Source organism: Aeromonas sp. sif2416 (assembly GCF_019218665.1).
GTDB classification, from domain to species: Bacteria; Pseudomonadota; Gammaproteobacteria; order Enterobacterales; family Aeromonadaceae; genus Aeromonas; species Aeromonas encheleia.
In genome coordinates, this window is record NZ_JAHUXC010000003.1 from 557,259 (window position 1) to 582,851 (window position 25,593).

The following is a 25,593-nucleotide window of genomic DNA, read 5'->3' on the forward strand; positions in this document are numbered from 1 at the left end:
GGGGAGGCCACGAAACGAGAGGAACTGAGCCGTGTCTTGCTTGCAAGTAGAGAAGGTAAGCTGCCGTTATAACGGCCAGAACGTGCTGGAGCGGCTCTCCCTGCAGGTGGCCGACAACGAGATCGTCTGCCTGCTGGGGGCCAGCGGCTGCGGCAAGACCACGCTGCTCAAGGCCATCGCCGGCCTGCTGCCGCTGGCAGAGGGTCGCATCCGTCTCGGCGACAGCCTGCTGGACGAACCCGGCCTGAGCGTGCCGCCCGAGGCGCGCAACATCGGCATGATCTTCCAGGATTACGCCCTGTTCCCGCACCTGACGGTGGCCGAGAACGTCGGCTTCGGGCTGGCGAACCAGCGCCGCACGGCGCGCCAGCAGCAGGTGGACGAGGCGCTGGCGCTGGTCAATCTGCAGGGGCTGGGGGATCGCTACCCCCATCAGCTCTCCGGTGGCCAGCAGCAGCGGGTCGCCATCGCCCGCGCCCTGGTGTGCAAGCCGCGGCTGATGCTGCTGGACGAGCCCTTCTCCAACATCGACACCCAGGTACGGATGAAGCTGATCCTCGAGATCCGCGCCCTGCTCAAGCAGCAGGGGATAGGGGCCATCTTCGTCAGCCACAGCAAGGAGGAGGCGTTCGCCTTCGCCGATCGGCTGGCGCTGTTTCGTGCCGGCCACATCGAGCAGGTGGGTCAGCCGGAGCAGCTCTATCGTCGCCCGCAGAACCGCTTCGTGGCGGAGTTTCTAGGCGGGGTGAACTACCTGGCCGCCGAGGTGGTGGACAGCCATTGCGTGCGAACCGCGCTGGGGCTGGTGCGTGGCAGCGAACCCCACGGCCACACCGTGGGCGAGCGGCTGCAGCTGATGCTCAGGCCCCAGCAACTGGTGCTGACGGCGGCCGAGGATGGCGAGCTGAGGGTGCGGGAGCAGCAGTTCCTCGGCCATCACTGCCGGGTGCAGGTCGAGTGTGCGGGCCAGGTGCTGGAGGCCAGCATAGGCGAGCCCCTCGAGGGCGCGAGGGCGCGGGTCGAGGTCGCGCCCCATGCGCTGGTGCTGTTCTCGTCCTGATAGCGATGTGAAATCAAGGAATTGGACTCGCTCTGGTTTATAATCGCGCCACGCCTTTACCCATGCCTTTGGAGAGAGAAATGAAAGCCCAAGCCGGGATCTGTGCAGAGCCGAATCTGCATGCCCTCTATCTGATGTTCAATCGCACCGGCGATGCAACCGAGCTGGCCGCCCGCCTGGCCAAGCTGCCCACCCTGTGGGATGCGGTGAGTGCCGATTTTCCCGCCGCCGGTTTCTCCGGTCTGGTCGCCGTGGGTGCCGATGGCTGGGATGCGCTCTATCCGGTCGCCCGGCCGCCCCAGTTCCGCGGCTTTATGGCTCAGGAAGCCAATGGTAACAAGGCGCCGAATACGCCCTTTGATCTGTTCGTGCAGCTGCGCGCCGACCGGGTCGATGTGCTGCACCATGCCGGGCAGCGCGTGATGGCGCTGCTGGCCGGTCTGGTGGAGCTGGCCGAGGAGGTCAATGGCTTCCGCAACCAGGATTGCCGGGATCTGACTGGCTTCGTCGATGGCACCGAGAACCCCCAGGGTGAGCACAGGGCCGAGGTGGCGCTGCTCGAGGGCGGTGAGTTCGCCGGCGGCTCCTACATCCACGTGCAGCGCTGGGTCCATGCCCTGAGCGACTGGGAGAAGCTGGCGCGCAAGGAGCAGGAAGACATCATAGGCCGCACCAAGCTCGACAACATCGAGTACGAGTCGGCCGACAAGCCGCTGACCTCCCACATCAAGCGGGTCAACCTCAAGACCCCCAAGGGCGAGTCCATGGAGATACTGCGCCAGAGCATGCCCTGGGGCACCATGCGCGAGCAGGGGCTCTACTTCATCTCCTGCTGCCGCACCCCGCAGCACTTCAATGCCATGCTGGCCAGCATGTACAAGGGGGAGGGCAGCCACTTCGATCACCTGCTGCGCTTCACCAGGGCGGTGACCGGGGCGGCCTTCTTCGCACCCTCGATAGACTTTCTGGTCGCGCAGGGCAAATAAGCCTGTTGCTACGCCCATAGCAAAAATCCCGGCCTAGGCCGGGATTTTTCGTTCAGGTGGCGCCGCCAGAGGGGGACGGCATTCCTGATTAAGGGGTCTGCTCGAACAGCTCGAGCGCCGAGAGGTAAAGTTCTTCGATGTCGGTATCGCTGGTCGGGGTGATGAAGATGGTATCGTCACCGGCGATGGTGCCGAGGATGCCTTCGGCCTTGCCGAGGGAATCGAGCAGGCGGGCGATCAGCTGGGCCGCCCCCGGGCTGGTGTGGATCACCACCAGGGCGCCGTTGTGGTCGACATCCAGTACCAGGTTCTTGAGTGGGCTGGAGGTGGTGGGGACACCCAGTTCCACCGGCAGGCAGTAGACCATTTCCATCTTGGCGTTGCGGGTGCGAACGGCGCCGAAGCGGCTCAGCATGCGCGAGACCTTGGATTGGTTGATGTTCTCGAAGCCCATCTCTTGCAGGGCAGTGACTATCTCTGCCTGGGAGCCGAATCGCTCTTCTTTCAGCAAGGCTTTAAAGGCCTTGGCCAGTTTTTCTTGCTTGTCGTTATGTTTCATCTTGGACTCACGAATGAGGGGTGTGACCGCCTGTCACGCTCAGGCGGCAGATACGAACAGCGCTGCTATTTTGCATTCATATGCCTATTTTGGCAAGGAAGCGGCGCTTGTTCTGCATATCGATTCAAATTTAGCTTGCATCCACCCATGTTGCAGCTAAAATCGGGACGAAATTTTGAAAACTTATTCAATTAGGTCGTATGGGTATTGAATTAATCGGCATCGAAAAATCCTGGCACAAGGTGCCGGTACTGCAACAGGTCAGCTTTCGGACCGCACCCGGCGAAACCTTGGTATTGCTGGGCCCGAGCGGTGCGGGCAAGAGTTCGCTGCTGCGCATGATGAACCTGCTGGACACCCCGGATGCCGGTGTTCTGCGCATTGGCGACAGTGAATTTTCTTTCCCGTCCTCCCTGTCGACCGCGGAATTCAACCGTCAGGCGCAGGCGCTGCGCCGCAAGGTGGGCATGGTGTTCCAGCAGTACAATCTCTGGCCCCATCTGACCGTGATGGAGAACCTGATCGAGGCCCCCGTCAAGGTGCTCGGCATGAGCCGTGAGGCTGCCATCGAGAAGGGCGCCTACCTGCTGGCCCAGCTGCAGCTGGCCGACAAACGGGACGCCTGGCCCGCCCGGCTCTCCGGTGGTCAGCAGCAGCGGGTCGCTATCGCGCGTACCCTGATGATGGATCCGCAGGTGCTGCTGTTTGACGAGCCGACGGCGGCGCTCGATCCTGAAATAACCAAGGAGGTGGCGGAGATCATCCGTACCCTCAGCCAGACCGGCATCACCCAGGTGGTGGTCACCCACGAGGTGGAGTTTGCCCGCAAGGTCGCCAGTCAGGTCATTTATCTGGAAAAGGGGCGGATCATCGAATCCGGTAGTGCCGCCATCTTCCAGGCCCCGCAAACCAGCCGGTTTGCCGAATTCTTGATGCATTGATACTGAATCGATAAGGAAGCTGTCATGAAAAAGAGTCTGTTGTTGGTTGCGGCCATGGGCCTGCTGAGCACCACGGTGCTGGCCAAAGAGATCAAGTTCGCCACCGAGGCCACCTATGCGCCGTTCGAATACCTGGATGACAAGAACGAGTTCCAGGGCTTCGACATCGATCTGGCCCGCGCCATCTGTACCCAGGTCAAGCTGGAGTGCAGCTTCCACAATCAGGCCTTCGACAGCCTGATCCCGAGCCTCAAGTTCCGTCGCTATGATGCCGCCATCGCCGCCATGGACGTGACCCCGGAGCGGGCCGCCCAGGTCGACTTCTCCGACATCTACTATGTGAACTCCGCGGTGTTCGTGACCAAGAAGGATGCCTTCAAGGGTCCGGAAGAGCTGGTCGACAAGACCGTCGGCGTGCAGAACGGCAGTTCGCACCAGTCCTATCTGGTGGACAAGTGGATCAGCAAGGGCCTGCTCACCGTGCCTTACGCCAGCTACCAGAGCGCCTTCCTCGACATGATGAACGGCCGTACCGACGGGGTGTTCGCCGATACCGCCGTCGCCGCCGACTGGCTCAAGCAGCACAAGGATTATGCCGTCATCGGTACCCCTGTGACCGACGCCAAGTACTTCGGTACCGGCTTTGGCATCGCCGTGGCCAAGGGCAATCAGGAGTTGCTGACCCAGCTGAACAAGGGCCTGGCCGAGATCAAGGCCAACGGTACCTATCAGAAAATCTTCGACAAATACTTCGCGCAGTAAGCCATGTTGAGCCTGTTGTTGGATGCAGCCTGGATGACCCTGGGGCTGGCCTTGGCATCACTGGTCGGGGGCATGGCGCTTGCTCTGGGATTCAGCGCGGCCGAGCTCAGCAAGCGCAGTTGGTTGGTGTGGCCGGTGGCCACGCTGACCACGTTGATCCGTGGCCTGCCCGAGCTGCTGGTGGTGCTGTTCATCTACTTCGGCTCGACCCAGGTGCTGTTCCTCATCACCGGTGAGTATGTGGAGTTCAGCCCCTTCGCCTGCGGCGTGCTGGCGCTCTCCCTGCTGTTTGCCAGCTATGCCACCCAGACCCTGCGGGCGGCGCTCAATGCGGTGCCCGCCGGGCAGCGTCTGGCGGCGCTGGCGCTCGGTCTTGGCAAGGCCCACATCTTCTTTCGCATCGTGCTGCCGCAGGCCTGGCGTTACGCCCTGCCGGGTCTCGGCAACCAGTGGCTGGTGCTGCTCAAGGACACGGCGCTGGTCTCCCTCATCGGGGTGAACGAGATGATGCGTCAGGCCCAGATGGCTTCGGCCAGCACCTATGAACCCTTCACCTGGTATGCCGCCGCGGCCCTCATCTATCTGGCGATCAGCCTGGTGAGCGAGCTCGCGCTCAAGCAGGCTGCCCGTTATACCCGCCGGTACGGAGGCTGATCATGCAGGACTATCTCATGACCCTGTTGGGTGGTCTGGCGATCACCCTGCAGCTCACGGCACTTAGTTTGCTGCTCGGGGTGTTGCTGGCGGCCGCCATGACCTGGGTGCTGGAGCGACGCCTGCCGGTGGCGACCCAGCTGGTACAGCTGTGGGTGTTGCTCTTCACCGGTACCCCGCTGCTCATTCAGATCTTCCTCATCTACTATGGGCCGGGTCAGTTCGAGTGGCTCAAGTCCGGGCCGCTCTGGCCGCTGCTCAAGCAGCCCTGGTTCTGTGCCGTGCTGGCGCTGGGCTTCAACACGGCGGCCTATTCCACCCGGCTGTTCAAGGGGGCGCTCGACGCCATCCCCGCCGGTGAGGTGGAAGCCTGTCGGGCGCTCGGTTTCTCGGCCGGGCAGACCCTGTGGATGAAGGTGCGCCATGCCGCCCGCCGGCTGGTCCCCGCCTACTCCAACGAGGTGATCCTGGTGCTCAAGGGCAGTTCCCTCGCCAGCACCATCACCATCATGGATATCATGGGTCTGGCCCAGCGTCTCAACGCCCAGACTTATGACACCCTGGCGGTATTCACCGTGGCCGGTGCGCTCTATCTGACCATGAATGGATTGTTAACAATTGGTTTCCGCTGGTGTGAGCGCAGAGCACTGGCATTCCAGTCCTGAAGCAGTCGTAATTACCCCTTAATGGAAGGGAAAGCACAGGAAATCTGTGCTTTCCGTCCCATTTATCGCATATTCCTCTCCGTTTTCGTCACCGCTTGCTCCCTGGCTCACAGAACCCGTGATTACAACTGTTATCAGATTGTTTTTTATCGGGGGATCCTTTAAGGTGAGGCGCACAATAAGAAACAGCTTTGACCCCCAACAAGAAACAACCTTAAACCTACGCTTGAACATGGAGTTGATCATGAAAGTTGCCGTTCTGGGTGCCGCCGGTGGCATCGGCCAAGCCCTCGCTCTGCTGTTGAAAAATCGCCTTCCTGCTGGTTCCGAGCTGAGCCTGTATGACATTGCCCCGGTCACCCCGGGTGTCGCGGCCGATCTGAGCCACATCCCGACTGACGTGAAAGTAAAAGGTTTCTGCGGTGAAGATCCGAGCCCGGCTCTGGTCGGCGCCGATGTCGTACTGATCTCCGCCGGTGTGGCGCGCAAGCCCGGCATGGATCGTTCCGACCTGTTCAACATCAACGCCGGTATCGTCAAGAACCTGGTAGAGAAGTGCGCGGCCAGCTGCCCGAAGGCGCTGATCGGCATCATCACCAACCCGGTCAACACCACGGTCGCCATCGCCGCCGAAGTGTTGAAGAAGGCCGGCGTCTATGACAAGCGTCGCCTGTTCGGCGTCACCACCCTGGACGTGATCCGCGGTGAGACCTTCGTGTCCGCTGCCAAGGGCCTGAACATCGACAAGATCCGTGTCAACGTGATCGGTGGTCACAGTGGCGTGACCATTCTGCCGCTGCTGTCCCAGATCGAAGGCGCCAGCTTCACCGCCGAGGAAGCGGCTGCCATGACCAAGCGCATCCAGAACGCCGGTACCGAAGTGGTGGAAGCCAAGGCCGGTGGCGGATCCGCCACCCTCTCCATGGGTCAGGCAGCCTGCCGCTTTGGTCTGTCGCTGATCAAGGGTCTGCAGGGCGAAGCCAACGTGATCGAGTGCGCCTACGTGGAAGGCAATGGCGAGCACGCCACCTTCTTCGCGCAGCCCATCCTGCTTGGCAAGAACGGCGTCGAAGCCGTGCTGGACTACGGCAAGCTGAGTGCCTTCGAGCAAGAGGCGATGGACAGCATGCTGGCCACCCTGAAGGCCGACATCCAGCTGGGCGTCGACTTCGTCAAATAAGCACCAGCGCGTGCATGAGGGGAGCTTCGGCTCCCCTTTGTCGTTATGGCGATCCGCCGCGGCGGGCTAAGGGGTTGGGGTTTGCTGCCGATAACAGAGGGCAGCAGGAGATCCTCATGATGAAACCCAGTACCCTAATCGGCCTTATCTGTCTCGTCAGCCTCCCCTCGCAGGGGGCCGAGCCGGTCTCGGCCGCCCCAACCAAGACCCCGGTAGCGATCGCCCCGGCGTCTTCTGCCGCCCTGTCATCGGCAGCTTCCAGTGCAGCGACGCCTGCTGTGACCACCGCCTCTATCGCTGCCGCAGCCACCCCGTTACCCTCCACGGCCGCACTGGCTGTACCGCCAGCCGCACCTGTTGTTCCTGTGCCGGCTGCCCCGCTGCCGACGGCGCCCGTCGCGGCGCCCTTGCCCAAGGCGGCCACGCCGGCGCCCCTGACCACGGGGGATCTGCAGGCGGTGCCACTCTATCGACAGGACGAGCTGCTCAACTGGATAGAGCAGGGGCGCCATCTGACCCAGGTGAAGCAGGACAGATGCCAGCTGACCCAGGACATAGAGGCGCGCGCCTCTGTGATGAAGATCCCCGCCTATCAGTTCCTGTGGGGGGACATGCTGGCCTGGGGGGTCTGCATCAAGCCCGACGCCCAGATCGGGGTGCAATACATGTGGGAGGCGGCCAACCAGGGGCTGGCACCGGCGCTGGAGCAGCTGGGACGCTACTACTGGAAGGGGATCCTGGTCCAGAAGGATCTGGTGCGGGCCGAGACCCTGATGCGGGAAGCCGCCAGCCTGGGGTTCCAGCGGGCGCAGATGGAATGGGTCGAGATGCTGCTGCAGGGCATGGGCAGTCCGCTGGATTACGAGGAGGCCTACCACTGGCTGCACGGCGCCGTCATCGGTGACAAGGCCCGCCATCAGAAGGCCGCCAGCCTGCTGAGCCGGCTCGGCAATCGCATGCCCGCCAATGCGATCGCCCGCGCCAAGGCGATGCGCTAAGCCCGACTCGCTGCGACTCCTGCTATGACAAGGCCCACGAACCTGCGTTCGTGGGCCTTGTTGCATCGCATCATGAGCGAGAGTGAGGACTCACAGATCCTGATGGGGGCCGAAGACCTCGTAGTGCAGCCTCTCTTCGGCGACGCCGAAGGCCAACAGTTGCCGTTTCACCGCCTGCATGAAGCCGAGGGGGCCGCAGAAGTAGTAATGAGCGTTGGCCGGGATGAGCGCCGCGACCTGCTCCAGCTCCATGGTGCCGTCGAAGTCGTAGTCTTCTCCCAGTACGTCCTGCTCGGCAGGCGCGCGATACCAGACCCGGCTCTGCAATCTGGCGTGCTGCCGGCTCTTCTCCCGGATCTCCTCCTTGAAGGCGTGCAAGGCACCCTGTTCGCAGGCGTGCAGCCAGCGAATGTCGGCGTCGTGCCCGTTGGCCAGCAGCTGGTTCAGCATGCTCAGCATGGGAGTGAGGCCGACCCCGGCGGAGAGCAGCACCACGGGCGTGCCGGCGTCGGCTTGCAGGAAGAAGTCGCCGGTCGGTGGCATCAGCGCCACCTCATCACCGACTTGCAGCTGGTCGTGCAGCAGGTTGGATACCTGGCCATCGGCCTCGCGCTTGACGCTGATGCGGTAATCACGGCCGTTGGGTGCATCGGAGAGGGAGTATTGGCGGATCTCCTGATACTCCAGCTGCGGGTGGTTGAGCTGGATGCTGAGGTATTGACCCGGCTTGAAGTGCAGCACGGGCTGGCCATCGCTGGGGGCCAGCACGAAGGAGGTGATGAGCTCGCTCTCCACCCGCTTCTCCTTGATGAGGAAGGGGCGGGGGCCTTGCCAGCCACCGGCCTGGGTCGCCTTCTCCTGATAGATCTCGCTCTCGCGGCCGATGAAGATGTTGGCCAGCACCCCGTAGGCCTTGCCCCAGGCATCCAGCACCTCCTCGGTGACCGCACTACCACCCAATTCTTTGAGCGTGGCCAAGAGATGACTACCTACAATGTGATATTGTTCCGGCTGGATCATGAAGCCCGTGTGCTTGTGGGCGATGCGCTCCACCGCGCCGGCCAGGGCACCCAGGTTGTCGATGTTCTTGGCGTATGCCGCGACTGCGTTGAACAGGGCCAGCGGCTGGCCACCACTGCGCTGGTGCGCCAGGTTGAAGATATCCTTCAGCTCGGGGTTGTGGCTGAACATGCGCTGATAGAAATGCTGGGTGAGGGCAGGCCCCGCCGATTCGAGCAAGGGAATGGTACTTTTGATGACGGCGATGGTGGCTTGATCTAACATAAGAGGTCCTTACTAATTGAGCATTTAAAATGTCACTTAATAAGTTGCATCCTAGATGTTTAATTGATCTGAATCAACAAACAATTTTGCGCTATGCGCCATAGGCACTATGAGACTAACGAGTTATACCGATTTTGGATTGAGAGCCCTGCTCTATCTGGCGACCCTGCCGGAGGGGGAGCTGTCGAGCGTGGCCAAGGTGTCCGCCCTGTACGGCGTGTCCCGCAATCACATGGTGAAGGTGGTGAATCAGCTGGTGAAGCTGGGCTATCTGCAGTCCCAGCGTGGCAAGAATGGCGGGATCCGCATGGCCTGCGCGCCGGACACCGTCAACATCGGCCAGGTGATCCGGGCGCTGGAAGGCAATCTGGACGGGATCGACTGCAACTCCCCCGCCTGCCACATCGTCTCGGTCTGTCTGCTGAAGAATGCCTTGAAGGAGGCGATGAACGCCTTCCTGGCGGTGATGGACAGCTACACGCTGCAAGACTTGCTGGCCAATCGCGACGAGCTGCAGAAGGTGTTTGGTGACTTGATCCCGACCCTGGTGCTGGAGCCGGACGAAGAGAGCGAGTGAGACGAAAAAGGCTGCCATCGGCAGCCTTTTTTCAATCCTCGTAACCCGACTCGTCACGGTATAGATGCGGTATGATCCGCGCCATTTTCACCATGTTGTTCTCCACTTCGAGGATCTCGATGGGATAGCCTGCCAGCCTGACGCTGATGTTGGGTTGGGGGATCTCCTCCAGGTACTCCAGGATCACCCCGTTGAGGGTGCGGGGGCCGTCGATGGGCAGGTGCCAGTTCATCTCCTTGTTCAGCTCGCGGATGCTGGCGGAGCCTTCCACCAGGAAGGAGCCGTCCGGCTGGGGGTGGACCTCGTCGCTCGGCGTCGGTGTCATGGAGGTGGTGAAGTCGCCGACTATCTCCTCCAGTATGTCGTCCAGGGTGATCAGCCCCTGAATATCGCCGTATTCGTCGACGATCAGCCCAATCCGCTCCTTGTTGCGCTGGAACTTGGCCAACTGCACGTTGAGTGGCGTCCCCTCCGGAATGAAATAGATGGGATCGACCTCCCGCAGCAGGCTGGACTTGCTGAACTGGTCTCTGGCAACCAGCCTGAGGGCGTCACGTGCGTGTAAAAATCCGACAACGTCGTCGATATTGTCGCGATAGAGCAGGATCTTGGTGTGAGCACAGTGAGCCAGCTGGCGCAGTATGGTTTTCCAGTCGTCGTTGATGTCGATGGCGGCGATCTCGCTGCGCGGCACCATGATGTTTTCCACCGTCATCTTGTCCAGATCCAGAATGCTGAGCAGCATCTCCTGGTGGTGCTGGGGGATGAGGCTGCCCGCCTCGTTGACTATGGTGCGCAGCTCCTCGGGGTTGAGGGAGTGCGCATCCTTGGTGTGGTTCAACCGCATCAGCTTGAGCAGCAGCGTGGTGATGCCGTTGATGAGCCAGACGAAGGGGTAGAGCGGCACCATCAACCCCTTGAGCACCCAGGAGGCCGGGTAGGCGATCTTCTCGGGGTACATGGCCGCCAGGGTCTTGGGGGTAACCTCCCCGAACACCAGCACCACCAGGGTCAGGCCGAAGGTGGCGATGGCGACCCCGAGATCCCCGAACAGCCGGATGCAGACGATGGTGGCGATGGCGGACGCCAGTATGTTGACCAGGTTGTTGCCGATGAGGATCAGTCCCAGCAGGCGATCCGGGCGAGCCAGCAGTTTTTCTACCCGACGGGCAGCCTTGTGCTTGGTCTGGGCCAGATGCCGCAACTTGTAGCGGTTGAGGGACATCAGGCCGGTTTCGGAACTTGAGAAGAAAGCAGACAAGAGGATCAAGATAACGAGAACAATCAGTAATGTGCTCGTTGAGATACTGTCCAAGAAGGGGCTCCTGTTGGATGTGTGGGTGAGGGTTGAGCCATCAGCTCAGCAAGACTTCCTTGACGAAACGGCTGCCAAAGTAGGCCAGGGTCAGGATGACGCTGCCGATGAGGCTCAGGGTGATGACCTTGCGACCGCGCCAGCCACGGGTGTGGTGACCCCACAGCAGCAGCACATAGATGCACCAGGCCAGGATCGAGAGGACCGCCTTGTGGGACTTGCCCTGGGCGAACATGTCCTCCAGAAAGAACAGGCCGGAGGCGATGGAGAGCGTCAGCAGGAACAGGCCGGCCGAGATCAGCTGGAACAGCCGCTTCTCCACCGTCATCAGCGGGGGCATGGCGGGCAAGTTGCTAATTTTTCTGGATTTAAGCTGCCTGTCCAGGTAGGCGAGCTGTAGCGCGAACAGGCAGGCGATCATCAGCACCGAGTAGGCCATCAGGGCGAGCCCTATGTGCAGCAGCAGCTGGGGGTGAGCCTCCAGGTGGGTGATGTAGCGACCGGGAATGAGGGCGCTGGCGGCGAGCAGCAAGGCCGAGAAGCTATAGACCACGGGCAGCAGGATCCAGCCGTTGAAGCGGCGGGTGACGCAGGTCATGAAGCAGCTGATGATGAGGCTGACCAGGGAGGCGACGTTCAACATGCTGAGATTCTGGCCGGAGTGAGTGGCCAGGACTTCACTTCCCACCGCGATGCCATGGGCGGTCAGGGCCAGGCCGACACAGGCGAACAGCGACACTTGCCCGACGGGCTTGGCACTGAGCAGCAGGTGCAGTGAGGCGATGATGGCCAGCAGGTAAAACGCCAGGGCCAGAACAGAGATCACGATCATAACCAGGTCGTTGTTAAGCAAGCTTTATGGATAAGAGGGGCAGTATACCTTGCACAAGATATGCTCGCCAGTTGTGCCAGGAGCTAACTGCCCATATATAAGTAGCAGGTGGTCACCCCGTGCGGTGAATAATCGTCCTCTGGCGTTGACTGGGGTATAATGCCCCCCATTTATTTCACCTGTCCATTCGATGGCAGCTAGCCACCGCAAGCGGTGAGTAATCGTCCTCATAGTGCTGACTGGGGTATAATGCCTCATTTGTTACGCCAAGAACCGGAATGCGTCATGTTTGAGAATTTGACTGAACGACTCTCGCGCACCCTGCGCAATGTCAGTGGCCGTGGTCGGCTGACCGAAGAGAACATCAAGGATACCTTGCGTGAAGTGCGCATGGCGCTGCTCGAGGCGGACGTCGCCCTGCCGGTCGTGCGTGACTTCGTGGCGCGGGTCAAGGAGCGGGCCGTCGGCCAGGAAGTGGCCAAGTCCCTGAGCCCGGGCCAGGCGTTCATCAAGATAGTGCATGGCGAGCTGGTCTCCGTCATGGGCGAGGCGAACGAGCAGCTCAACCTGGCCGCCCAGCCGCCGGCCATCATACTGATGGCGGGTCTGCAAGGTGCCGGTAAGACCACGACAGTGGCCAAGCTGGCCAAGTTGCTGAAGGAGCGCCACAAGAAGAAGGTGCTGGTGGTCAGTGCCGACGTCTATCGCCCGGCGGCGATCAAGCAGCTCGAGACCCTGGCCAGCGACATCGCGGTCGACTTCTTCCCCAGCGACGTGACCCAGAAGCCGGTGGCGATCGCCACCGCCGCCATCGATCAGGCGCGCAAGAAGTTCTATGACGTGGTGATCGTCGATACCGCCGGTCGTCTGCACGTCGACAGCGAGATGATGGCGGAGATCCAGGATCTGCACGCCACCATCAAGCCGGTCGAGACCCTATTCGTGGTCGATGCCATGACGGGTCAGGATGCGGCCAACACCGCCAAGGCCTTCAACGAGGCGCTGCCGCTCACCGGTGTCATCCTCACCAAGGCGGACGGTGACGCTCGTGGTGGTGCGGCCCTGTCCGTGCGCCACATCACCGGCAAGCCGGTCAAGTTCATCGGGATGGGCGAGAAGACCGAGGCGTTGGAGCCGTTCCACCCGGACCGACTCGCGTCCCGCATCCTCGGCATGGGCGACGTGCTGTCGCTGATCGAGGAAGTGGAGCGCACCGTCGACAAGGAGAAAGCCGCCAAGCTGGCCGACAAGGTCAAGAGTGGCAAGGGCTTCGACCTGGAAGATTTCCGCGAGCAGCTGGCCCAGATGCGCAACATGGGCGGCATGATGGGAATGCTCGACAAGTTGCCCGGCATGTCCGGCCTGCCGGATAACGTGAAAGATCAGATGGATGACAAGCTCACCGTGCGGATGGAGGCCATCATCAGCTCCATGACGCCCAAGGAGCGTGCCCATCCCGATCTGATCAAGGGCTCCCGCAAGCGCCGCATCGCCGCGGGCTCCGGCATGCAGGTGCAGGACGTGAACAAGCTGCTCAAGCAGTTCACCGAGATGCAGCGCATGATGAAGAAGATGTCCGGCAAGGGCGGCATGCGCAAGATGATGGGCCAGATGAAGAACATGCTGCCGCCCGGATTCGGAGGGGGCCGCGGCCCGTTCTGATTTTTCTGCCCACCGGCAAGAAAGGCTCACCGGGGTGAGCCTTTTTCATGAGAATCCCTGTGCAAAAAATGGCTGGCTTGGTTGCAATTATTACGAATCCAAGTAGAATTACGCGGCTTATTTTAAGCTAGGGTCCGCGTATTTGCGGGCCTTGTTCATTAGATGTTTATGAGGACGATATGGTAACCATTCGTTTACAACGTGGTGGCGCGAAAAAGCGTCCGTTTTACCAGGTAGTAGTTTCCGACAGCCGTTGCGCCCGTGATGGTCGTTTCATCGAGCGTGTTGGTTTCTTCAACCCGGTTGCTACCGGCAACGCTGAAAAGCTGAAGCTGGACCTGGCTCGTATCGAGCATTGGGTTGCTACTGGTGCCGCTGTTTCTGACCGCGTTGCCAAGCTGATCAAAGACGCTGCCAAAGCTGCTTAATCAGCCAAACGGTAAGGAGTTAAGGTGGAAAAACCTATAGTTCTGGGCACCCTGGGTACCGTATACGGCATCAAGGGTTGGCTTAAAGTGAACTCCTTCACCGATGTTGCCGAAGCGATTTTCGATTACAACCCCTGGCTGATCAATCAGAACGGGGTATGGAGTGAGCTCAAGGTTTCGGCCTGGAAGCGTCACAACAAGGGTCTGATTTGCAAGATCGATGGTATCGATCTGCGTGAAGATGCCCTGGCATTGACCAATGTCGAGATTGGCGTCCCCGCCGATCTGTTGCCTGCGTTGCCTGAAGGTGAGTTCTACTGGCGTGACCTGATTGGTTGCTCGGTATCGACCACCAAGGGATACGACCTGGGCAAGGTGACCGAATTGATGGAAACCGGCTCCAACGATGTGTTGGTGGTTGAGGCCAATGTAAAAGATGCCTTCGGTGCGAAGGAGCGGTTGATTCCGTTCCTGGAAGAGCAGGTGATCAAGAATATTGATCTGACTGCTCGCACAATCGAAGTTGATTGGGATCCTGGTTTCTAGTTTCCCGCGCTAACACGGGTGCCGGAGGTTTCTTATGTGGATTGGGGTGATTAGCCTCTTCCCGGAAATGTTCCGAGCCATTACCGAGCACGGGGTAACGGGTCGGGCCGTCAAGAGTGGCCTGCTGCAGATTGAGTGCTGGAACCCTCGGGATTTCACCCACGACAAACACCGTACGGTCGATGATCGTCCTTATGGTGGTGGGCCTGGAATGCTGATGATGGTGCAGCCGCTGCGTGATGCAATTCATGCGGCCAAGCAAGCGGCGGGAGACGGGGCGAAAGTCATCTATCTCTCTCCTCAGGGGCGCAAGCTGACTCAAGCGGGCGTAACCGAGTTGGCGACGAGTCAGAAACTGATTCTGGTCGCCGGTCGATACGAAGGTATCGATGAACGCGTGATCCAAACCGAAGTCGACGAAGAGTGGTCTATCGGTGATTACGTGTTAAGTGGTGGCGAGTTGCCTGCCATGACCCTGATCGATGCGGTTTCGCGTCTGGTCCCAGGGGTCTTGGGTGATCAGGCCAGTGCCGAGCAGGACTCCTTTACGGATGGCCTGCTGGATCATCCCCACTACACTCGGCCGGAGTTGTTGGATGGATTGGCGGTGCCCGAGGCGCTGACAAGCGGCAATCACGAAGTGATTCGACGCTGGCGTCTCAAGCAGTCGCTCGGACGAACCTGGCAGAGAAGGCCGGAACTTATTAACAACCTAGCTCTGACTGACGAGCAAGAATCACTTCTTGCCGAGTATGTCCGCGAAGTGCGTGACAGCGTTAAGTAGAGTTTTCAGTTTATCCTAGGTAAGGAAAGACAATGAGCAAGATTATTCAGCAGCTTGAACAAGAGCAACTGCGTACCGACATCCCGGCATTTGCCCAGGGCGACACCGTACGTGTTCAAGTTCGTGTTAAAGAAGGTGGTAAAGAGCGTCTGCAGGCTTTCGAAGGCATCGTCATTGCCAAGCGTAACCGCGGTCTGCACTCTGCTTTCACCGTTCGCAAGATTTCCAACGGCGAAGGTGTTGAGCGTGTATTCCAGACTCACTCTCCGCTGATCCACAGTGTAGAACTGAAGCGTCGTGGTGATGTTCGCCGCGCCAAACTGTACTACCTGCGCAACCTGTCCGGCAAAGCTGCTCGTATCAAAGAGAAGCTCAACTAATTCGATTCGAATTGGTGTCGAAATATCGACAGGTAGTGAAAAGGCTCGCCAATGGCGAGCCTTTTTTGTATCCGGTGCCGGGCGTACCGGCGCGACTCAGCCTGGCTGGCTGACCCGGATCACCGAGTTGTCCCGTCCGAAGGGGCCGGGCACATAGTCATCGGCCGCCCAGTCATTGTCGTAGTGGCTCTCCCCATCCGGCTGCACCAGCTGGTAACAGTACTCGAAGTGGCTGGGACCATCGGTGGGCAGGTTGAGGGTTGCCCTGAATTCCCCACTCTTCATCCGTTTAAGTTCAATGGGTTGCCACTGGCTGAACTCCCCCAGCAGCAAGACCTGTTCGGCCTCGCCCGCGGCCTCTTTTTCCACTGCAAAGGTCACCTTGACCTCGGGACGCGACTTGAGAAACTGCTTGTTTATCGGCATGAAGCCTCCTTGTCATTAGCTGCGAAGAAAGTGTGTCTGGTTATTTTTATACCACTTTATGACAAGGATGTTTATAAGCGAGATCAAAGGGGCAGGGCGAAGTGGCGCCGCAGCAGCTGATGGGTGAAATCGATCTTGAGGTAGAAGCCTCGCGGCAGGGTCTGGATCGGCTGGCCGTTGCGGCCGATGGCGCGGGTCAGCGCCTTGCTGTTGGCCGCCTTGGGGCGCAGCTGCATGACCTGGCCGTGGCGGGCGCTGATCTGCTCCACTTCCCCCAGCACTATCATGTCCATCAGCTCCTCCCAATCCTGACGCAGCAGCCGATCTTCTTCCTCGCTCGGGCTCCACAGCAGCGGCATGCCGACCCGGCGTTCGCCGACGGGAATGTCGCGGCTGCCCTCCACCGGGATCCAGAGCACCCGCGACAGCTTGTTGCGCACGTTCGATTCTTCCCAGCGCTGGCCGCTGATCCCGATGAGCGGTGCGACGCAGACGAAGGTGGTCTCCAGCGGTTTACCCTGAGGATCGACCGGGATCGTCTTGAGCTCTATGCCCAGATCCGGGAAGTCCTGCTCCGGCCTGCTGCCCGCACTGGCCCCCAGCTGCCATTCGATCAACTGGCCGATCCAGCCCTTGTCCCGCCTCAGATCGTGCGGCACCGGGATCCCGGCGGCCGCGGCGAGCTGGGCCAGGGTGAGGCCCGCCATGGCGTAGGCGCGAGCCAGCAATTCCTGCTCTGACTGGGGATTGGCGGGCATGGAGGACTCCTATTAGAGGGGATGAGTCTAGCAAGTCTGATCCTCGCGGAGGATCGCTGTTTTTATAACCGATCCTTGCCCGGCTGTGCACAGGGTGGGCAAGATTGTGGATCATCATCTATGGCAATGATTTTAAAGGAATTTGACTTCTTTCTCCAGTCGTCGCGAGCGCAGGATCCCGGTTGCAATAAGTTGTCCAAGGGTTTGGCCTGGCTGTTGCACATAGTTATCCACAGAAATCTTGGATAACTGGCATAAAGTGGTGATGAAGGGTCAGCTATCAGAAATAAATGTGAGAGTGCACCGATTTTTCTCGCCATATCGGTGCAGATAATGCGCCATCCTTGTGGATAAACTAGCCTTGGTGGATCTTTGAGCAGTCGAACTTGTTCACAATTGACAGCCAGGATCCTCGGTGGCAAAAGACATGGATCTTGATCCAGCACTAAAATATTAACTGTATGTATTTAAATGAATATTCTGTTTTTTAACGAATCGGGTATGATACGGCATGACTGGATGTCTTAGTATAAAACTACTGTATATACCCGCTTGATCACAGGCTTATGCACAGTCTGGGTGGGCAACTCGCAGAGCTTGATCTTCAGATTTGTTTATAACTTGGCTTGAAATGCCAAGTTATTCATGAGTGGCTGACTGCAGTCCCTGTTTGCTGCCACGGAGTGAATGTGGAACAATCTCTTTATAGATTCAGCCTTTATAAGGTGATCACGTGATAGATGGTGACGGATTTCGTCCCAATGTCGGGATCGTGATCTGTAACCGTGACGGACAAGTATTGTGGGCTAAGCGCTATGGGCAGCACTCCTGGCAGTTTCCGCAGGGGGGAGTTGATGATGGTGAAACGCCGGAACAGGCCATGTATCGTGAGCTATACGAGGAGATAGGCCTCAGGCAAGACGATGTGACCATACTGGCGACCAGTCGCAACTGGCTGAAGTACCGCTTACCCAAACGACTCGTTCGCTGGGACAGTTCACCGGTCTGTATTGGCCAAAAGCAGAAATGGTTTTTGTTGCAGCTCGATCCGGGCAAAGAGTCCAGGATCCAATTCGGCTGTCATGGTCACCCGGAATTTGATGATTGGCGTTGGGTCAGCTTCTGGTACCCGGTCCGTCAGGTCGTCTCCTTCAAGCGGGAAGTCTACCGCCGGGTGATGAAGGAGTTTGCCCCGCTGGCCATGCCGGTACCCGTGGTGCAAGTTAATCGAAAGGATGGGCGGCGCAACCGCTCTCGCTAAGGAGCACAGCTAGTTGCTGACGGAACTCAGACGCATCGTCGAAAGCATGGCCGAGGCCAACACCCTCGAGCAGGCCTTGCAGGCATTGGTGAGCCAGACCCGGCTCGCCATGACGGTGGACTGCTGCTCCGTCTACGTCGCCGAGCCGGACATGCGCCGTTATCGTCTGGCGGCGACCGATGGTCTGGCCGAGTCGGCGGTGGGCAAGGCCACGCTGCCGTTCGAGCAGGGCATCGTCGGCCTGGTGGGTCAGCGGGAAGAGCTGATCAACCTGGCCGATGCCCCTTCCCACCCCAGTTTCAAGTTCCTGCCCGATGTCGCCGAAGAGGCGTTTCGCTCCTTCCTCGGCGCCCCCATCATGCATCAGCGCCAGGTGGTGGGCATCCTGGTGGTACAACAGAAAGAGAGCCGGCTGTTCGATGAGGGGGAAGAGTCCTTCATGGTCACGCTGGCGGCGCAGCTGGCGGCCCGCATCGCCCAGGCCCAGGCCAAGGGCTGGTTGCAGAAGACCGACTGGAGCAAGCCGCTGCGCGGCATCGCCGGGGCCAGTGGCATCGCCATCGCCAAGGCCTGGGTGTGGCGCCCGCGCAAGGCGCTCAACAGCATCACCCCGCGCAAGGACGAGGAGCACGGCAAGCAGCTGGCGCGCCTCGAGCTCGCGGTGGAGGAGGTGCGCCACGATCTGGAGAGCCTGGCGCTGCGTTTTCGCGAGAGCTACAGCCAGGATTCGGTCGCCATCTTCGACATCTATCTGCACCTGCTCAACGATCCCGGTTACATCAAGCCGATCCGCAACAAGGTCAGCAAGGAACACTGGACCGCGATCTCCGCGGTCAAGCTCATCAGCGATCGGCTGATAGAGCAGTTCAAAGGGATGAAGGATCCCTACCTGCGGGAGCGCTCCACCGATGTCAAGGACATAGCCCAGCGGCTCATCAGCCGCCTGGTGCAGGATGAGCCTGAGCAACTCACCATAGGGGAGCCGGTGGTGCTGGTCGCCGACGAGGTGACCGCCACCATACTCGCCGAGATCCCGCGCGAGTTTCTGAGCGGTGTGGTCTCTCTGAAGGGGGGGACCAACTCCCATGCCGCCATCTTGGCCCGCGCCATGGGGGTCGCGGCCATCATGGGGGTGGATCTGCCGCTCGGCGACATCGGCGGTCGCACCCTGGTGGTCGACGGCTATAGCGGCGATCTCTTCATCGAGCCCAATCAGGTGATCCTGACCGAGTACCGGCAGCTGCTCAATGAGGAGCGGGCGCTGGATACCCTGGTGCGCACCGTGGATCATCAGCCGTCCGAGACCGCTGACGGCACGCCGGTATCGCTGCTGCTCAACGCGGGCCTCAGCGCCGACACCGAGATCTCCCTCAATCATCTGGCGGACGGGGTGGGGCTCTATCGCACCGAGATCCCCTTCATGCTGCAGGACAGCTTCCCCTCCGAGTGGGAGCAGACCGCGCGTTATCGCGGCATCCTGGAAACCTATCGCGATCGTCCGGTGTGCATGCGCACCCTGGATGTGGGCGGCGACAAGCAATTACCTTATTTCCCCATCGTCGAGGAAAATCCCTTCCTCGGCTGGCGGGGGATCCGGCTCACCCTGGATCATCCCGAGCTGTTCCTGGTCCAGCTCAAGGCCATGCTGCGCGCCAGCGAAGGGCTGGACAATCTGGCCATCATGCTGCCGATGATCAGCAGCGTCGGCGAGATCCGGGCCTCCCGCCGGCTGCTGGATCAGGCCTGGCGCGAGGTGTCGGAAGAGGCCGCCAGCCGTGATGCCGTGATCCGCTACCCCAGCCTCGGGGTGATGATAGAGGTGCCCTCCGCCCTCTATATCCTGCCGGAGATGGCGCCCCTCATCGACTTCTGGTCGGTGGGCAGCAATGACCTGACCCAGTATCTGCTGGCGGTGGATCGCAACAATGCCAGGGTCGCCAGCATCTATGATGCCTTCCATCCGGCGGTGATCCGCGCCCTGCAACTGCTGGTCGATGCCTCCCACCGTTACCAGAAGCCGGTCTCGGTGTGCGGCGAGCTGGCCGGGGATCCGGTCGGCGTGCTGCTGCTGCTGGCCATGGGCTACCGCCGCTTCAGCATGAATACCCACAACATTTCCCGCATCAAGTACGTGCTGCGCCAATCCAATCTCGGCGAGCTGAAGGCCCTGATGGCCGATGGCCTCAAGCACGACAATCCCCATGTGCTGCGCGGCCTGTTTGCCCGCTATCTGGAAGAGCACGGCCTCGGCGGTTTGCTGCGCGCGGGCCACAAGGCCAAGCTGCCCGATTGATATTCAGTCTTGTTCCTGCTGACGAATGATCGGAGAATGCGGCTTTTCTTATGACTGGGGCCGCACTATGCAGCACGATGGATATTGGGTTTTCTCGCAGATTGATCCCGTAGCATTCAGTTTGGGACCACTATCGGTACGCTGGTATGGTCTCATGTACCTGTTTGGCTTCGCCTTTGCCATGTGGCTGGCGGGCCGTCGCGCCGATGCGCCAAACAGCGGCTGGACCCGCAACGAGGTCTCTGATCTGCTGTTCTACGGCTTCCTCGGGGTGATCCTGGGTGGCCGGGTCGGTTACGTGCTGTTCTACAACTTCGACCTCTTCCTGGCAGACCCCCTCTATCTGTTCAAGATCTGGACCGGCGGCATGTCGTTCCACGGTGGCCTGATCGGGGTCATCACCGCCATGATCTGGTTTGCCCACAAGACCAAGCGCCACTTCTTCACCGTGGCGGACTTCGTGGCGCCACTGATCCCGTTCGGGCTGGGGGTGGGTCGCATTGGCAACTTCATGAACGGCGAGCTGTGGGGCCGGATCACCGACGTGCCCTGGGCCATCATCTTCCCGGAAGCCGGCCCGGAGCCGCGGCATCCCTCCCAGCTCTACCAGTTCGCCCTGGAAGGGGTGGTGCTGTTCATTATCCTCAACCTGTTCTGGCGCAAGAACCCACCCCGTGGCGCCATCTCTGGCATGTTCCTGCTGTGCTACGGTCTGTTCCGCTTCCTGGTGGAATTCGTGCGCCAGCCGGACAGCCAGCTCGGTCTCTACTTCCAGGAGATCAGCATGGGCCAGATCCTCTCTACCCCGATGATCATCATCGGCGCCCTGATGATCTGGGTCGCCTACAAGCGGCCGCAGCTGTTCGGTAACGGGGCAAAGGAGGCTAAACAATGAGGGCTTATCTCGACCTGATGCAGAAGATCCTGGATGAGGGCACGGTCAAGTCCGACCGTACCGGCACCGGCACCGTCTCTCTGTTCGGTCACCAGATGCGCTTCAATCTGGCCGACGGCTTCCCGCTGGTCACCACCAAGAAGTGCCACCTGCGCTCCATCATTCACGAGCTGCTCTGGTTCCTCAATGGCGACACCAACACCGCCTATCTGAAGGAACACGGGGTCAGCATCTGGGATGAGTGGGCCGACGAGCACGGCGATCTGGGCCCGGTCTATGGCGCCCAGTGGCGTTCCTGGCCGGCGGCCGATGGCAGCGTCATCGACCAGATCCAGCGGGCGGTGGATGACATCAAGCACAATCCGGATTCGCGCCGCATCATCGTCTCGGCCTGGAACGTGGGTGAGCTGGACAAGATGGCGCTGGCACCCTGCCACGCCTTCTTCCAGTTCTACGTGGCGGACGGCAAGCTCTCCTGCCAGCTCTACCAGCGCAGCTGTGACGTCTTCCTCGGGTTGCCGTTCAACATCGCCAGCTACGCCCTGCTGACCCACATGATGGCCCAGCAGTGCGATCTGGCGGTGGGGGACTTCGTCTGGACCGGTGGCGACGTGCACCTCTACTCCAACCACATGGAGCAGACCGCGCTGCAGCTCTCCCGCGAGCCGCGCCCCTTGCCGCAGCTGGTGATCAAACGCAAGCCGGACTCCATCTTCGACTACCAGTTCGAGGATTTCGAGATCCAGGGCTACGATCCCCATCCCGGCATCAAGGCGCCCGTCGCCATCTGATCCTGGGTCTCGCGTCGGTGGCGGGCTATTCCCTGAGTAGGAGCGCCATCCGACATCGAGACAGGGTTCGACCGCATCTGTTCGAAAGGCGTCTTAGGGCGCCTTTTTTACGCACCCAATAAAATATTTATGCATTTTAATGAATGACGGAATGGCTGGGAAAAGGCATGTGAAAACATGCTTATAGCAGATGGCTTTATTTTTTCCTTCGGTTTTTCCGTTGTTAATGGCAGTTAGAAACGATTTTTCATTGACTCACTTCGGCCCTAGACTGAAAAAAATGCAATATTGTGGACAGTTAGACCATGAGTGACGTATTCAAAAGATTTCTCAAACTGGAGTCTGCCTCCGGAATAATTCTGATCCTGGCGGCCCTGCTGGCCATCGGCCTGGCCAACTCGGCTTTTGCCGAGCACTACCAGGCCTTCCTCAATACCCCGGTGCAGGTGCGCATCGCCGCCCTCGACATCGACAAGCCGCTGTTGCTCTGGATCAACGACGGCTTCATGGCGATCTTCTTCCTGCTGGTCGGGCTGGAGGTCAAGCGTGAGATGCTGGAGGGGGCGCTGTCGTCCCGGGTGCAGGCGACCTTCCCGGCCATCGCCGCGGTGGGTGGCATGCTGGCCCCTGCGCTCATCTACGCCTTCTTCAACTACGAAGACGAGGTGACCCGGGCCGGTTGGGCCATCCCGGCCGCGACCGACATCGCCTTCGCCCTCGGCGTGATGGCGTTGCTGGGCAAGCGGGTGCCGACCAGCCTCAAGGTGTTCCTGCTGGCGCTGGCCATCATGGACGACCTGGGGGTCATCATCATCATCGCGCTCTTCTATACCCAGCAACTGTCGCTGACCGCACTGGTGGTCGGCGTCCTGGCGACCCTGACCCTGCTGTGGATGAACCGCCGTGGCGAAGACAGGATCGGCCTCTACATGCTGGTCGGTCTGGTGCTCTGGGTGGCGGTGCTCAAGTCCGGCGTCCATGCGACCCTGGCCGGGGTGGTGGTGGGCTTCATGATCCCGCTCAACGGCAAGCGTTATGCCTCGCCGCTCAAGCATCTGGAGCACTCGCTGCATCCCTGGAGCGCCTACCTGATCCTGCCGCTGTTTGCCTTCGCCAACGCCGGGGTCTCCCTCGATGGGATAGGCATGTCGGCCCTGCTGAGCCCGGTGCCCCTTGGCATCATGCTGGGGCTGTTCGTCGGCAAGCCGCTCGGGGTGTTCACCATCAGCTGGCTGGCGGTGAAACTCGGCATCGCCCAGCTGCCGAACGGGGTCAACTTCAAGCAGATCTTCGCGGTCAGCATCCTATGCGGCATCGGCTTCACCATGTCGATGTTCATCGCATCGCTGGCATTCGAGCACGGCGGATTGGATTACGGCAGCTACTCACGCCTCGGGATCCTGGTGGGATCCACCCTGGCGGCCGTGGTCGGTTATCTCGCCCTGCGGATATCGCTGCCCAACCGGGAGGCGGATCAAAGCACGGAGGGGTTATGAGAAGACTAGGATGGTTGGTGATGCTGGCTAGCCCGGCGCTCTGGGCTAGCAGCCTGGCGGATTGCCAGCAGGATGCGGCATCCAGCAGTTGTTCCGCCTATCTCAATGGGGTGGTCGACAGCGCCGTCATGCTGGGTGACCAGCAGGCCAGGGCCCAGTTCGGCGAGACCTTCTCCGAGCGGGCCCTGAGCAGCCGGCCCGGGGAGCGGGTGAAGAAGTCCCACAAGCGCTACTGCGGGGAGCGGACACCGGACAAGGCGCAGCTCAAACTCCGGTTGCAGACGCAGTTCGCCGCAAACAAGGTTGACTCGATCAGCGACATGTATGACATTCTGGCGGCTGAACTCAGCTGCTACCGGAGCCCGCCAGCCGCGGGAACCCCAACGGATGTCACACCTTAATTACAACCACCTCTACTATTTTTGGATGACTCAGAAGAAGGGCTCCGTCACCCAGGCGGCGGAGGCCCTCTTCCTCACCCCCCAGACCGTCACCGGTCAGATCAAGCTGCTGGAGCAGCGTCTGGGCGGCAAGCTGCTGATGCGCAAGGGGCGCTCCCTCGAAGCCACCGAGCTCGGTCAACTGGTGTTCCGCTACGCCGACAAGATGTTCAGCCTCTCCTACGAGATGCTGGATATCGTCAATTATCGCAAGGAGAGCCAGATCCTGTTCGACGTCGGCATCGCCGATGCGCTCTCCAAACGTCTCGCCAGCCGGGTGCTGCTCTCGGTCATCCCCAACGATGGCTCCATCCACCTGCGTTGCTTCGAATCGACCCACGAGCTGCTGCTCGAGCAACTGAGCGAGCACAAGCTCGACATGATCCTGTCAGACTGCCCGGTGGACTCCAGCCAGCATGCGGGCCTGCTCTCCAAGCGGCTCGGCGGTTGCGGTGTCAGCTTCTTCTGCAAGGCGCCGCTGCCCGAGAAACCCTTTCCCGCCTGTCTGGAGGAGCGCAAGCTGCTCATCCCCGGTCGTCGCACCGCCATGGGACGCCAGCTGACCCAGTGGTTCGAGCAGCAGGGCATCTCTCCCAGCATCCTGGGGGAGTTCGACGACGCGGCGCTGATGAAGGCATTCGGCTTCTTCAATCAGGGCATCTTCATGGCGCCGACCATTTATCGGGAGGAGATCCTGGAGGGGGAGGAGGTGATGCTACTGGGGGAGACCCAGGATCTGATGGAGGAGTATTACGTCATCTTCGCCGAGCGGATGATCCAGCATCCGGCGGTGAAGCGGGTGTGCGAGAGCGACTTCTCCTTCCTGTTTGCCGGCCAGGAGGATTTCGCGACGATCCAGCCGGCGACCCTGTCGTTTTAAATGGAAGGGGCAGGGGGTATGATCTCTGCCTCGCATGAGGGGGATGAGATGCAACTGGAAGAGATGGTGGCGAATGCCGGGCGTGCGGTGGCGCTGCTCAAGGCGCTGGCCAATGAACGACGGCTGTTTATCCTGTGTCAGTTGCTGGAGCGGGAGTTGTCGGTGGGGGAGCTCAACGAGCGGCTCGGTCTGAGTCAGTCGGCCCTGTCACAACATCTGGCGTTGCTGCGGCGGGATGAGCTGGTGGCGACGCGAAAAGAGGCCAAGACGGTCTACTATTCGCTGCGCAGCCATGAGGTGCGTGAGTTGATAGGCTTGCTGCACCGGCTTTACTGCAGCGCAGATAAATAAAAAACCGGCACTAGGCCGGTTTTTTGAGCTTTATTCAGCCGGAGCTGATTAAGCCATAGCTTTGATCTGGGCAGACAGGCGGCTCTTGTGACGAGCAGCTTTGTTCTTGTGGATCAGGCCTTTGGTAGCCATGCGATCCATGATCGGCTGAGCGGTAGCGAAAGCAGCAACGGCAGCAGCTTTGTCGCCAGAAGCGATTGCAGCAATTACTTTCTTCAGATAGGTACGGGTCATGGAACGACGGCTGGCGTTGTGTTGACGACGTTTCTCTGATTGAATCGCGCGCTTCTTAGCAGATTTGATATTAGCCAAGGTAAAACTCCTAAAACTGTCTTAGCGAGTGTATTGAAAAGGCCCGGAAATATGCCTTCTCAACCACATATTGTCAA

General features: G+C 60.3%; 29 protein-coding genes. 22 read left to right on the forward strand and 7 right to left on the reverse strand.

The genetic code is table 11. The annotated features are described in order from the left end of the window. Positions 1–31: 31 nt before the first annotated feature. On the forward strand, positions 32–1,060 hold the full coding sequence (locus KW821_RS08915) for an ABC transporter ATP-binding protein (RefSeq protein WP_218291179.1): 1,029 nt from the start codon (positions 32–34) through the stop codon (positions 1,058–1,060). A gap of 80 nt (positions 1,061–1,140) precedes the next feature. Then, positions 1,141–2,046, forward strand: coding sequence for a Dyp-type peroxidase (locus KW821_RS08920; RefSeq protein ID WP_218291180.1), 906 nt, complete (start codon positions 1,141–1,143; stop codon positions 2,044–2,046). Between the two features lie 88 nt (positions 2,047–2,134). On the opposite strand, the gene argR is transcribed toward KW821_RS08920, so the two are convergent. Then, the gene (argR, locus tag KW821_RS08925) at positions 2,135–2,605 is read right to left on the reverse strand and encodes a transcriptional regulator ArgR (protein WP_005308670.1); all 471 of its coding nucleotides are present in this window, start codon (positions 2,603–2,605) and stop codon (positions 2,135–2,137) included. A 200-nt stretch (positions 2,606–2,805) separates the two neighbouring features. On the opposite strand from argR, the gene KW821_RS08930 reads away from it, so the two are divergent. The 6 genes from KW821_RS08930 to KW821_RS21710 all read left to right on the forward strand — a co-directional run bounded on the left by KW821_RS08930 (position 2,806) and on the right by KW821_RS21710 (position 7,805). After that, positions 2,806–3,546 carry an ATP-binding cassette domain-containing protein gene (locus tag KW821_RS08930; RefSeq protein ID WP_042652107.1) on the forward strand — a complete coding sequence of 247 codons (741 nt, stop codon included), beginning with the start codon at positions 2,806–2,808 and terminating at the stop codon, positions 3,544–3,546. A gap of 24 nt (positions 3,547–3,570) precedes the next feature. Continuing rightward, positions 3,571–4,308, forward strand: a complete 738-nt coding sequence (locus KW821_RS08935; protein WP_218291181.1) for a transporter substrate-binding domain-containing protein — start codon at positions 3,571–3,573, stop codon at positions 4,306–4,308. A 3-nt stretch (positions 4,309–4,311) separates the two neighbouring features. After that, a complete protein-coding gene (gene artQ / locus KW821_RS08940; RefSeq protein WP_218291182.1) occupies positions 4,312–4,962 on the forward strand; it encodes an arginine ABC transporter permease ArtQ in 651 nt (216 codons plus the stop codon). A 2-nt stretch (positions 4,963–4,964) separates the two neighbouring features. Further along, the gene (gene artM / locus KW821_RS08945) at positions 4,965–5,627 is read left to right on the forward strand and encodes an arginine ABC transporter permease ArtM (RefSeq protein ID WP_042652110.1); all 663 of its coding nucleotides are present in this window, start codon (positions 4,965–4,967) and stop codon (positions 5,625–5,627) included. A 244-nt stretch (positions 5,628–5,871) separates the two neighbouring features. Beyond that, the gene (gene mdh / locus KW821_RS08950; RefSeq protein ID WP_042652201.1) at positions 5,872–6,807 is read left to right on the forward strand and encodes a malate dehydrogenase; all 936 of its coding nucleotides are present in this window, start codon (positions 5,872–5,874) and stop codon (positions 6,805–6,807) included. A gap of 407 nt (positions 6,808–7,214) precedes the next feature. Further along, positions 7,215–7,805, forward strand: a complete 591-nt coding sequence (locus KW821_RS21710; protein ID WP_170176024.1) for a tetratricopeptide repeat protein — start codon at positions 7,215–7,217, stop codon at positions 7,803–7,805. Between the two features lie 90 nt (positions 7,806–7,895). On the opposite strand, the gene hmpA is transcribed toward KW821_RS21710, so the two are convergent. Continuing rightward, on the reverse strand, positions 7,896–9,089 hold the full coding sequence (gene hmpA / locus KW821_RS08960; protein WP_218291183.1) for an NO-inducible flavohemoprotein: 1,194 nt from the start codon (positions 9,087–9,089) through the stop codon (positions 7,896–7,898). Between the two features lie 109 nt (positions 9,090–9,198). On the opposite strand from hmpA, the gene KW821_RS08965 reads away from it, so the two are divergent. Beyond that, positions 9,199–9,666: an Rrf2 family transcriptional regulator gene (locus KW821_RS08965; RefSeq protein WP_042652113.1), complete on the forward strand. Its 468-nt coding sequence runs from the start codon at positions 9,199–9,201 to the stop codon at positions 9,664–9,666. A gap of 31 nt (positions 9,667–9,697) precedes the next feature. On the opposite strand, the gene KW821_RS08970 is transcribed toward KW821_RS08965, so the two are convergent. Continuing rightward, positions 9,698–10,981: an HlyC/CorC family transporter gene (locus tag KW821_RS08970; RefSeq protein WP_042652114.1), complete on the reverse strand. Its 1,284-nt coding sequence runs from the start codon at positions 10,979–10,981 to the stop codon at positions 9,698–9,700. Positions 10,982–11,021: 40 nt separating this feature from the next. Beyond that, positions 11,022–11,813 carry an inner membrane protein YpjD gene (locus KW821_RS08975; RefSeq protein WP_042652115.1) on the reverse strand — a complete coding sequence of 264 codons (792 nt, stop codon included), beginning with the start codon at positions 11,811–11,813 and terminating at the stop codon, positions 11,022–11,024. Positions 11,814–12,098: 285 nt separating this feature from the next. Here KW821_RS08975 and ffh point away from each other — a divergent pair, with 285 nt between their 5' ends. The 5 genes from ffh to rplS all read left to right on the forward strand — a co-directional run bounded on the left by ffh (position 12,099) and on the right by rplS (position 15,613). After that, complete coding sequence (ffh, locus tag KW821_RS08980; protein WP_218291184.1) at positions 12,099–13,475, forward strand: signal recognition particle protein; 1,377 nt, start codon at positions 12,099–12,101, stop codon at positions 13,473–13,475. Between the two features lie 179 nt (positions 13,476–13,654). Then, positions 13,655–13,903, forward strand: a complete 249-nt coding sequence (gene rpsP / locus KW821_RS08985) for a 30S ribosomal protein S16 (protein WP_050717510.1) — start codon at positions 13,655–13,657, stop codon at positions 13,901–13,903. Positions 13,904–13,927: 24 nt separating this feature from the next. Then, on the forward strand, positions 13,928–14,449 hold the full coding sequence (rimM, locus tag KW821_RS08990) for a ribosome maturation factor RimM (RefSeq protein WP_042652117.1): 522 nt from the start codon (positions 13,928–13,930) through the stop codon (positions 14,447–14,449). Positions 14,450–14,483: 34 nt separating this feature from the next. After that, positions 14,484–15,233 (forward strand): tRNA (guanosine(37)-N1)-methyltransferase TrmD, encoded by a 750-nt coding sequence (trmD, locus tag KW821_RS08995; protein WP_042652118.1) that lies wholly within the window; start codon positions 14,484–14,486, stop codon positions 15,231–15,233. Between the two features lie 32 nt (positions 15,234–15,265). Then, entirely contained in the window at positions 15,266–15,613 is a 348-nt protein-coding gene (gene rplS / locus KW821_RS09000) for a 50S ribosomal protein L19 (protein ID WP_005313505.1), read from the forward strand. Positions 15,614–15,709: 96 nt separating this feature from the next. Here the strand turns inward: rplS and KW821_RS09005 are convergent, their stop codons facing one another. Together KW821_RS09005 and mutH are read right to left on the reverse strand one after the other, a co-directional pair. After that, positions 15,710–16,039, reverse strand: coding sequence for an isoamylase early set domain-containing protein (locus KW821_RS09005; RefSeq protein ID WP_042652119.1), 330 nt, complete (start codon positions 16,037–16,039; stop codon positions 15,710–15,712). Between the two features lie 83 nt (positions 16,040–16,122). Beyond that, on the reverse strand, positions 16,123–16,797 hold the full coding sequence (gene mutH, locus KW821_RS09010) for a DNA mismatch repair endonuclease MutH (RefSeq protein WP_218291185.1): 675 nt from the start codon (positions 16,795–16,797) through the stop codon (positions 16,123–16,125). Positions 16,798–17,530: 733 nt separating this feature from the next. Between mutH and rppH the strand changes: the two genes are divergently transcribed. The 8 genes from rppH (at position 17,531) to KW821_RS09050 (ending at position 25,204) form a co-directional block, all read left to right on the forward strand. After that, positions 17,531–18,058 carry an RNA pyrophosphohydrolase gene (gene rppH / locus KW821_RS09015; RefSeq protein ID WP_218291186.1) on the forward strand — a complete coding sequence of 176 codons (528 nt, stop codon included), beginning with the start codon at positions 17,531–17,533 and terminating at the stop codon, positions 18,056–18,058. 13 nt (positions 18,059–18,071) lie between these two features. Continuing rightward, complete coding sequence (gene ptsP, locus KW821_RS09020; protein WP_042652122.1) at positions 18,072–20,351, forward strand: phosphoenolpyruvate--protein phosphotransferase; 2,280 nt, start codon at positions 18,072–18,074, stop codon at positions 20,349–20,351. Between the two features lie 67 nt (positions 20,352–20,418). After that, positions 20,419–21,246, forward strand: a complete 828-nt coding sequence (gene lgt, locus KW821_RS09025; protein WP_042652123.1) for a prolipoprotein diacylglyceryl transferase — start codon at positions 20,419–20,421, stop codon at positions 21,244–21,246. Further along, positions 21,243–22,037 carry a thymidylate synthase gene (thyA, locus tag KW821_RS09030; RefSeq protein WP_042652124.1) on the forward strand — a complete coding sequence of 265 codons (795 nt, stop codon included), beginning with the start codon at positions 21,243–21,245 and terminating at the stop codon, positions 22,035–22,037. The genes lgt and thyA overlap by 4 nt, the downstream gene beginning before the upstream one ends. Before the next feature lie 305 nt (positions 22,038–22,342). Next, positions 22,343–23,533 carry a Na+/H+ antiporter NhaA gene (nhaA, locus tag KW821_RS09035; RefSeq protein WP_042652125.1) on the forward strand — a complete coding sequence of 397 codons (1,191 nt, stop codon included), beginning with the start codon at positions 22,343–22,345 and terminating at the stop codon, positions 23,531–23,533. Positions 23,534–23,553: 20 nt separating this feature from the next. Beyond that, a complete protein-coding gene (locus KW821_RS09040; protein ID WP_218291232.1) occupies positions 23,554–23,934 on the forward strand; it encodes a hypothetical protein in 381 nt (126 codons plus the stop codon). Beyond that, positions 23,921–24,853, forward strand: a complete 933-nt coding sequence (nhaR, locus tag KW821_RS09045; protein ID WP_218291187.1) for a transcriptional activator NhaR — start codon at positions 23,921–23,923, stop codon at positions 24,851–24,853. Before KW821_RS09040 ends, nhaR begins: the two co-directional genes overlap by 14 nt. Positions 24,854–24,901: 48 nt before the next feature. Then, positions 24,902–25,204 (forward strand): metalloregulator ArsR/SmtB family transcription factor, encoded by a 303-nt coding sequence (locus tag KW821_RS09050; protein WP_218291233.1) that lies wholly within the window; start codon positions 24,902–24,904, stop codon positions 25,202–25,204. A 48-nt stretch (positions 25,205–25,252) separates the two neighbouring features. Here KW821_RS09050 and rpsT read toward each other — a convergent pair whose 3' ends face one another. Next, the gene (rpsT, locus tag KW821_RS09055) at positions 25,253–25,516 is read right to left on the reverse strand and encodes a 30S ribosomal protein S20 (protein ID WP_005892298.1); all 264 of its coding nucleotides are present in this window, start codon (positions 25,514–25,516) and stop codon (positions 25,253–25,255) included. Positions 25,517–25,593 lie beyond the last annotated feature (77 nt).

Excerpts from the sequence above, each read along its gene's own strand:
- KW821_RS09005 (WP_042652119.1), bottom strand. The coding sequence starts at position 16,039 with ATGCCGATAAACAAGCAGTTTCTCAAGTCGCGTCCCGAGGTCAAGGTG.
- artM (WP_042652110.1), top strand. The coding sequence starts at position 4,965 with ATGCAGGACTATCTCATGACCCTGTTGGGTGGTCTGGCGATCACCCTG.
- KW821_RS08935 (WP_218291181.1), top strand. The coding sequence starts at position 3,571 with ATGAAAAAGAGTCTGTTGTTGGTTGCGGCCATGGGCCTGCTGAGCACC.
- nhaR (WP_218291187.1), top strand. The coding sequence starts at position 23,921 with ATGTCACACCTTAATTACAACCACCTCTACTATTTTTGGATGACTCAG.
- rpsP (WP_050717510.1), top strand. The coding sequence starts at position 13,655 with ATGGTAACCATTCGTTTACAACGTGGTGGCGCGAAAAAGCGTCCGTTT.
- KW821_RS08930 (WP_042652107.1), top strand. The coding sequence starts at position 2,806 with ATGGGTATTGAATTAATCGGCATCGAAAAATCCTGGCACAAGGTGCCG.
- hmpA (WP_218291183.1), bottom strand. The coding sequence starts at position 9,089 with ATGTTAGATCAAGCCACCATCGCCGTCATCAAAAGTACCATTCCCTTG.
- KW821_RS08920 (WP_218291180.1), top strand. The coding sequence starts at position 1,141 with ATGAAAGCCCAAGCCGGGATCTGTGCAGAGCCGAATCTGCATGCCCTC.
- mdh (WP_042652201.1), top strand. The coding sequence starts at position 5,872 with ATGAAAGTTGCCGTTCTGGGTGCCGCCGGTGGCATCGGCCAAGCCCTC.
- lgt (WP_042652123.1), top strand. The coding sequence starts at position 20,419 with ATGCAGCACGATGGATATTGGGTTTTCTCGCAGATTGATCCCGTAGCA.
- ffh (WP_218291184.1), top strand. The coding sequence starts at position 12,099 with ATGTTTGAGAATTTGACTGAACGACTCTCGCGCACCCTGCGCAATGTC.
- mutH (WP_218291185.1), bottom strand. The coding sequence starts at position 16,797 with ATGCCCGCCAATCCCCAGTCAGAGCAGGAATTGCTGGCTCGCGCCTAC.
- KW821_RS09040 (WP_218291232.1), top strand. The coding sequence starts at position 23,554 with ATGCTGGCTAGCCCGGCGCTCTGGGCTAGCAGCCTGGCGGATTGCCAG.
- KW821_RS08965 (WP_042652113.1), top strand. The coding sequence starts at position 9,199 with ATGAGACTAACGAGTTATACCGATTTTGGATTGAGAGCCCTGCTCTAT.
- artQ (WP_218291182.1), top strand. The coding sequence starts at position 4,312 with ATGTTGAGCCTGTTGTTGGATGCAGCCTGGATGACCCTGGGGCTGGCC.
- trmD (WP_042652118.1), top strand. The coding sequence starts at position 14,484 with ATGTGGATTGGGGTGATTAGCCTCTTCCCGGAAATGTTCCGAGCCATT.
- rplS (WP_005313505.1), top strand. The coding sequence starts at position 15,266 with ATGAGCAAGATTATTCAGCAGCTTGAACAAGAGCAACTGCGTACCGAC.
- KW821_RS09050 (WP_218291233.1), top strand. The coding sequence starts at position 24,902 with ATGCAACTGGAAGAGATGGTGGCGAATGCCGGGCGTGCGGTGGCGCTG.
- nhaA (WP_042652125.1), top strand. The coding sequence starts at position 22,343 with ATGAGTGACGTATTCAAAAGATTTCTCAAACTGGAGTCTGCCTCCGGA.
- thyA (WP_042652124.1), top strand. The coding sequence starts at position 21,243 with ATGAGGGCTTATCTCGACCTGATGCAGAAGATCCTGGATGAGGGCACG.
- argR (WP_005308670.1), bottom strand. The coding sequence starts at position 2,605 with ATGAAACATAACGACAAGCAAGAAAAACTGGCCAAGGCCTTTAAAGCC.
- KW821_RS08975 (WP_042652115.1), bottom strand. The coding sequence starts at position 11,813 with ATGATCGTGATCTCTGTTCTGGCCCTGGCGTTTTACCTGCTGGCCATC.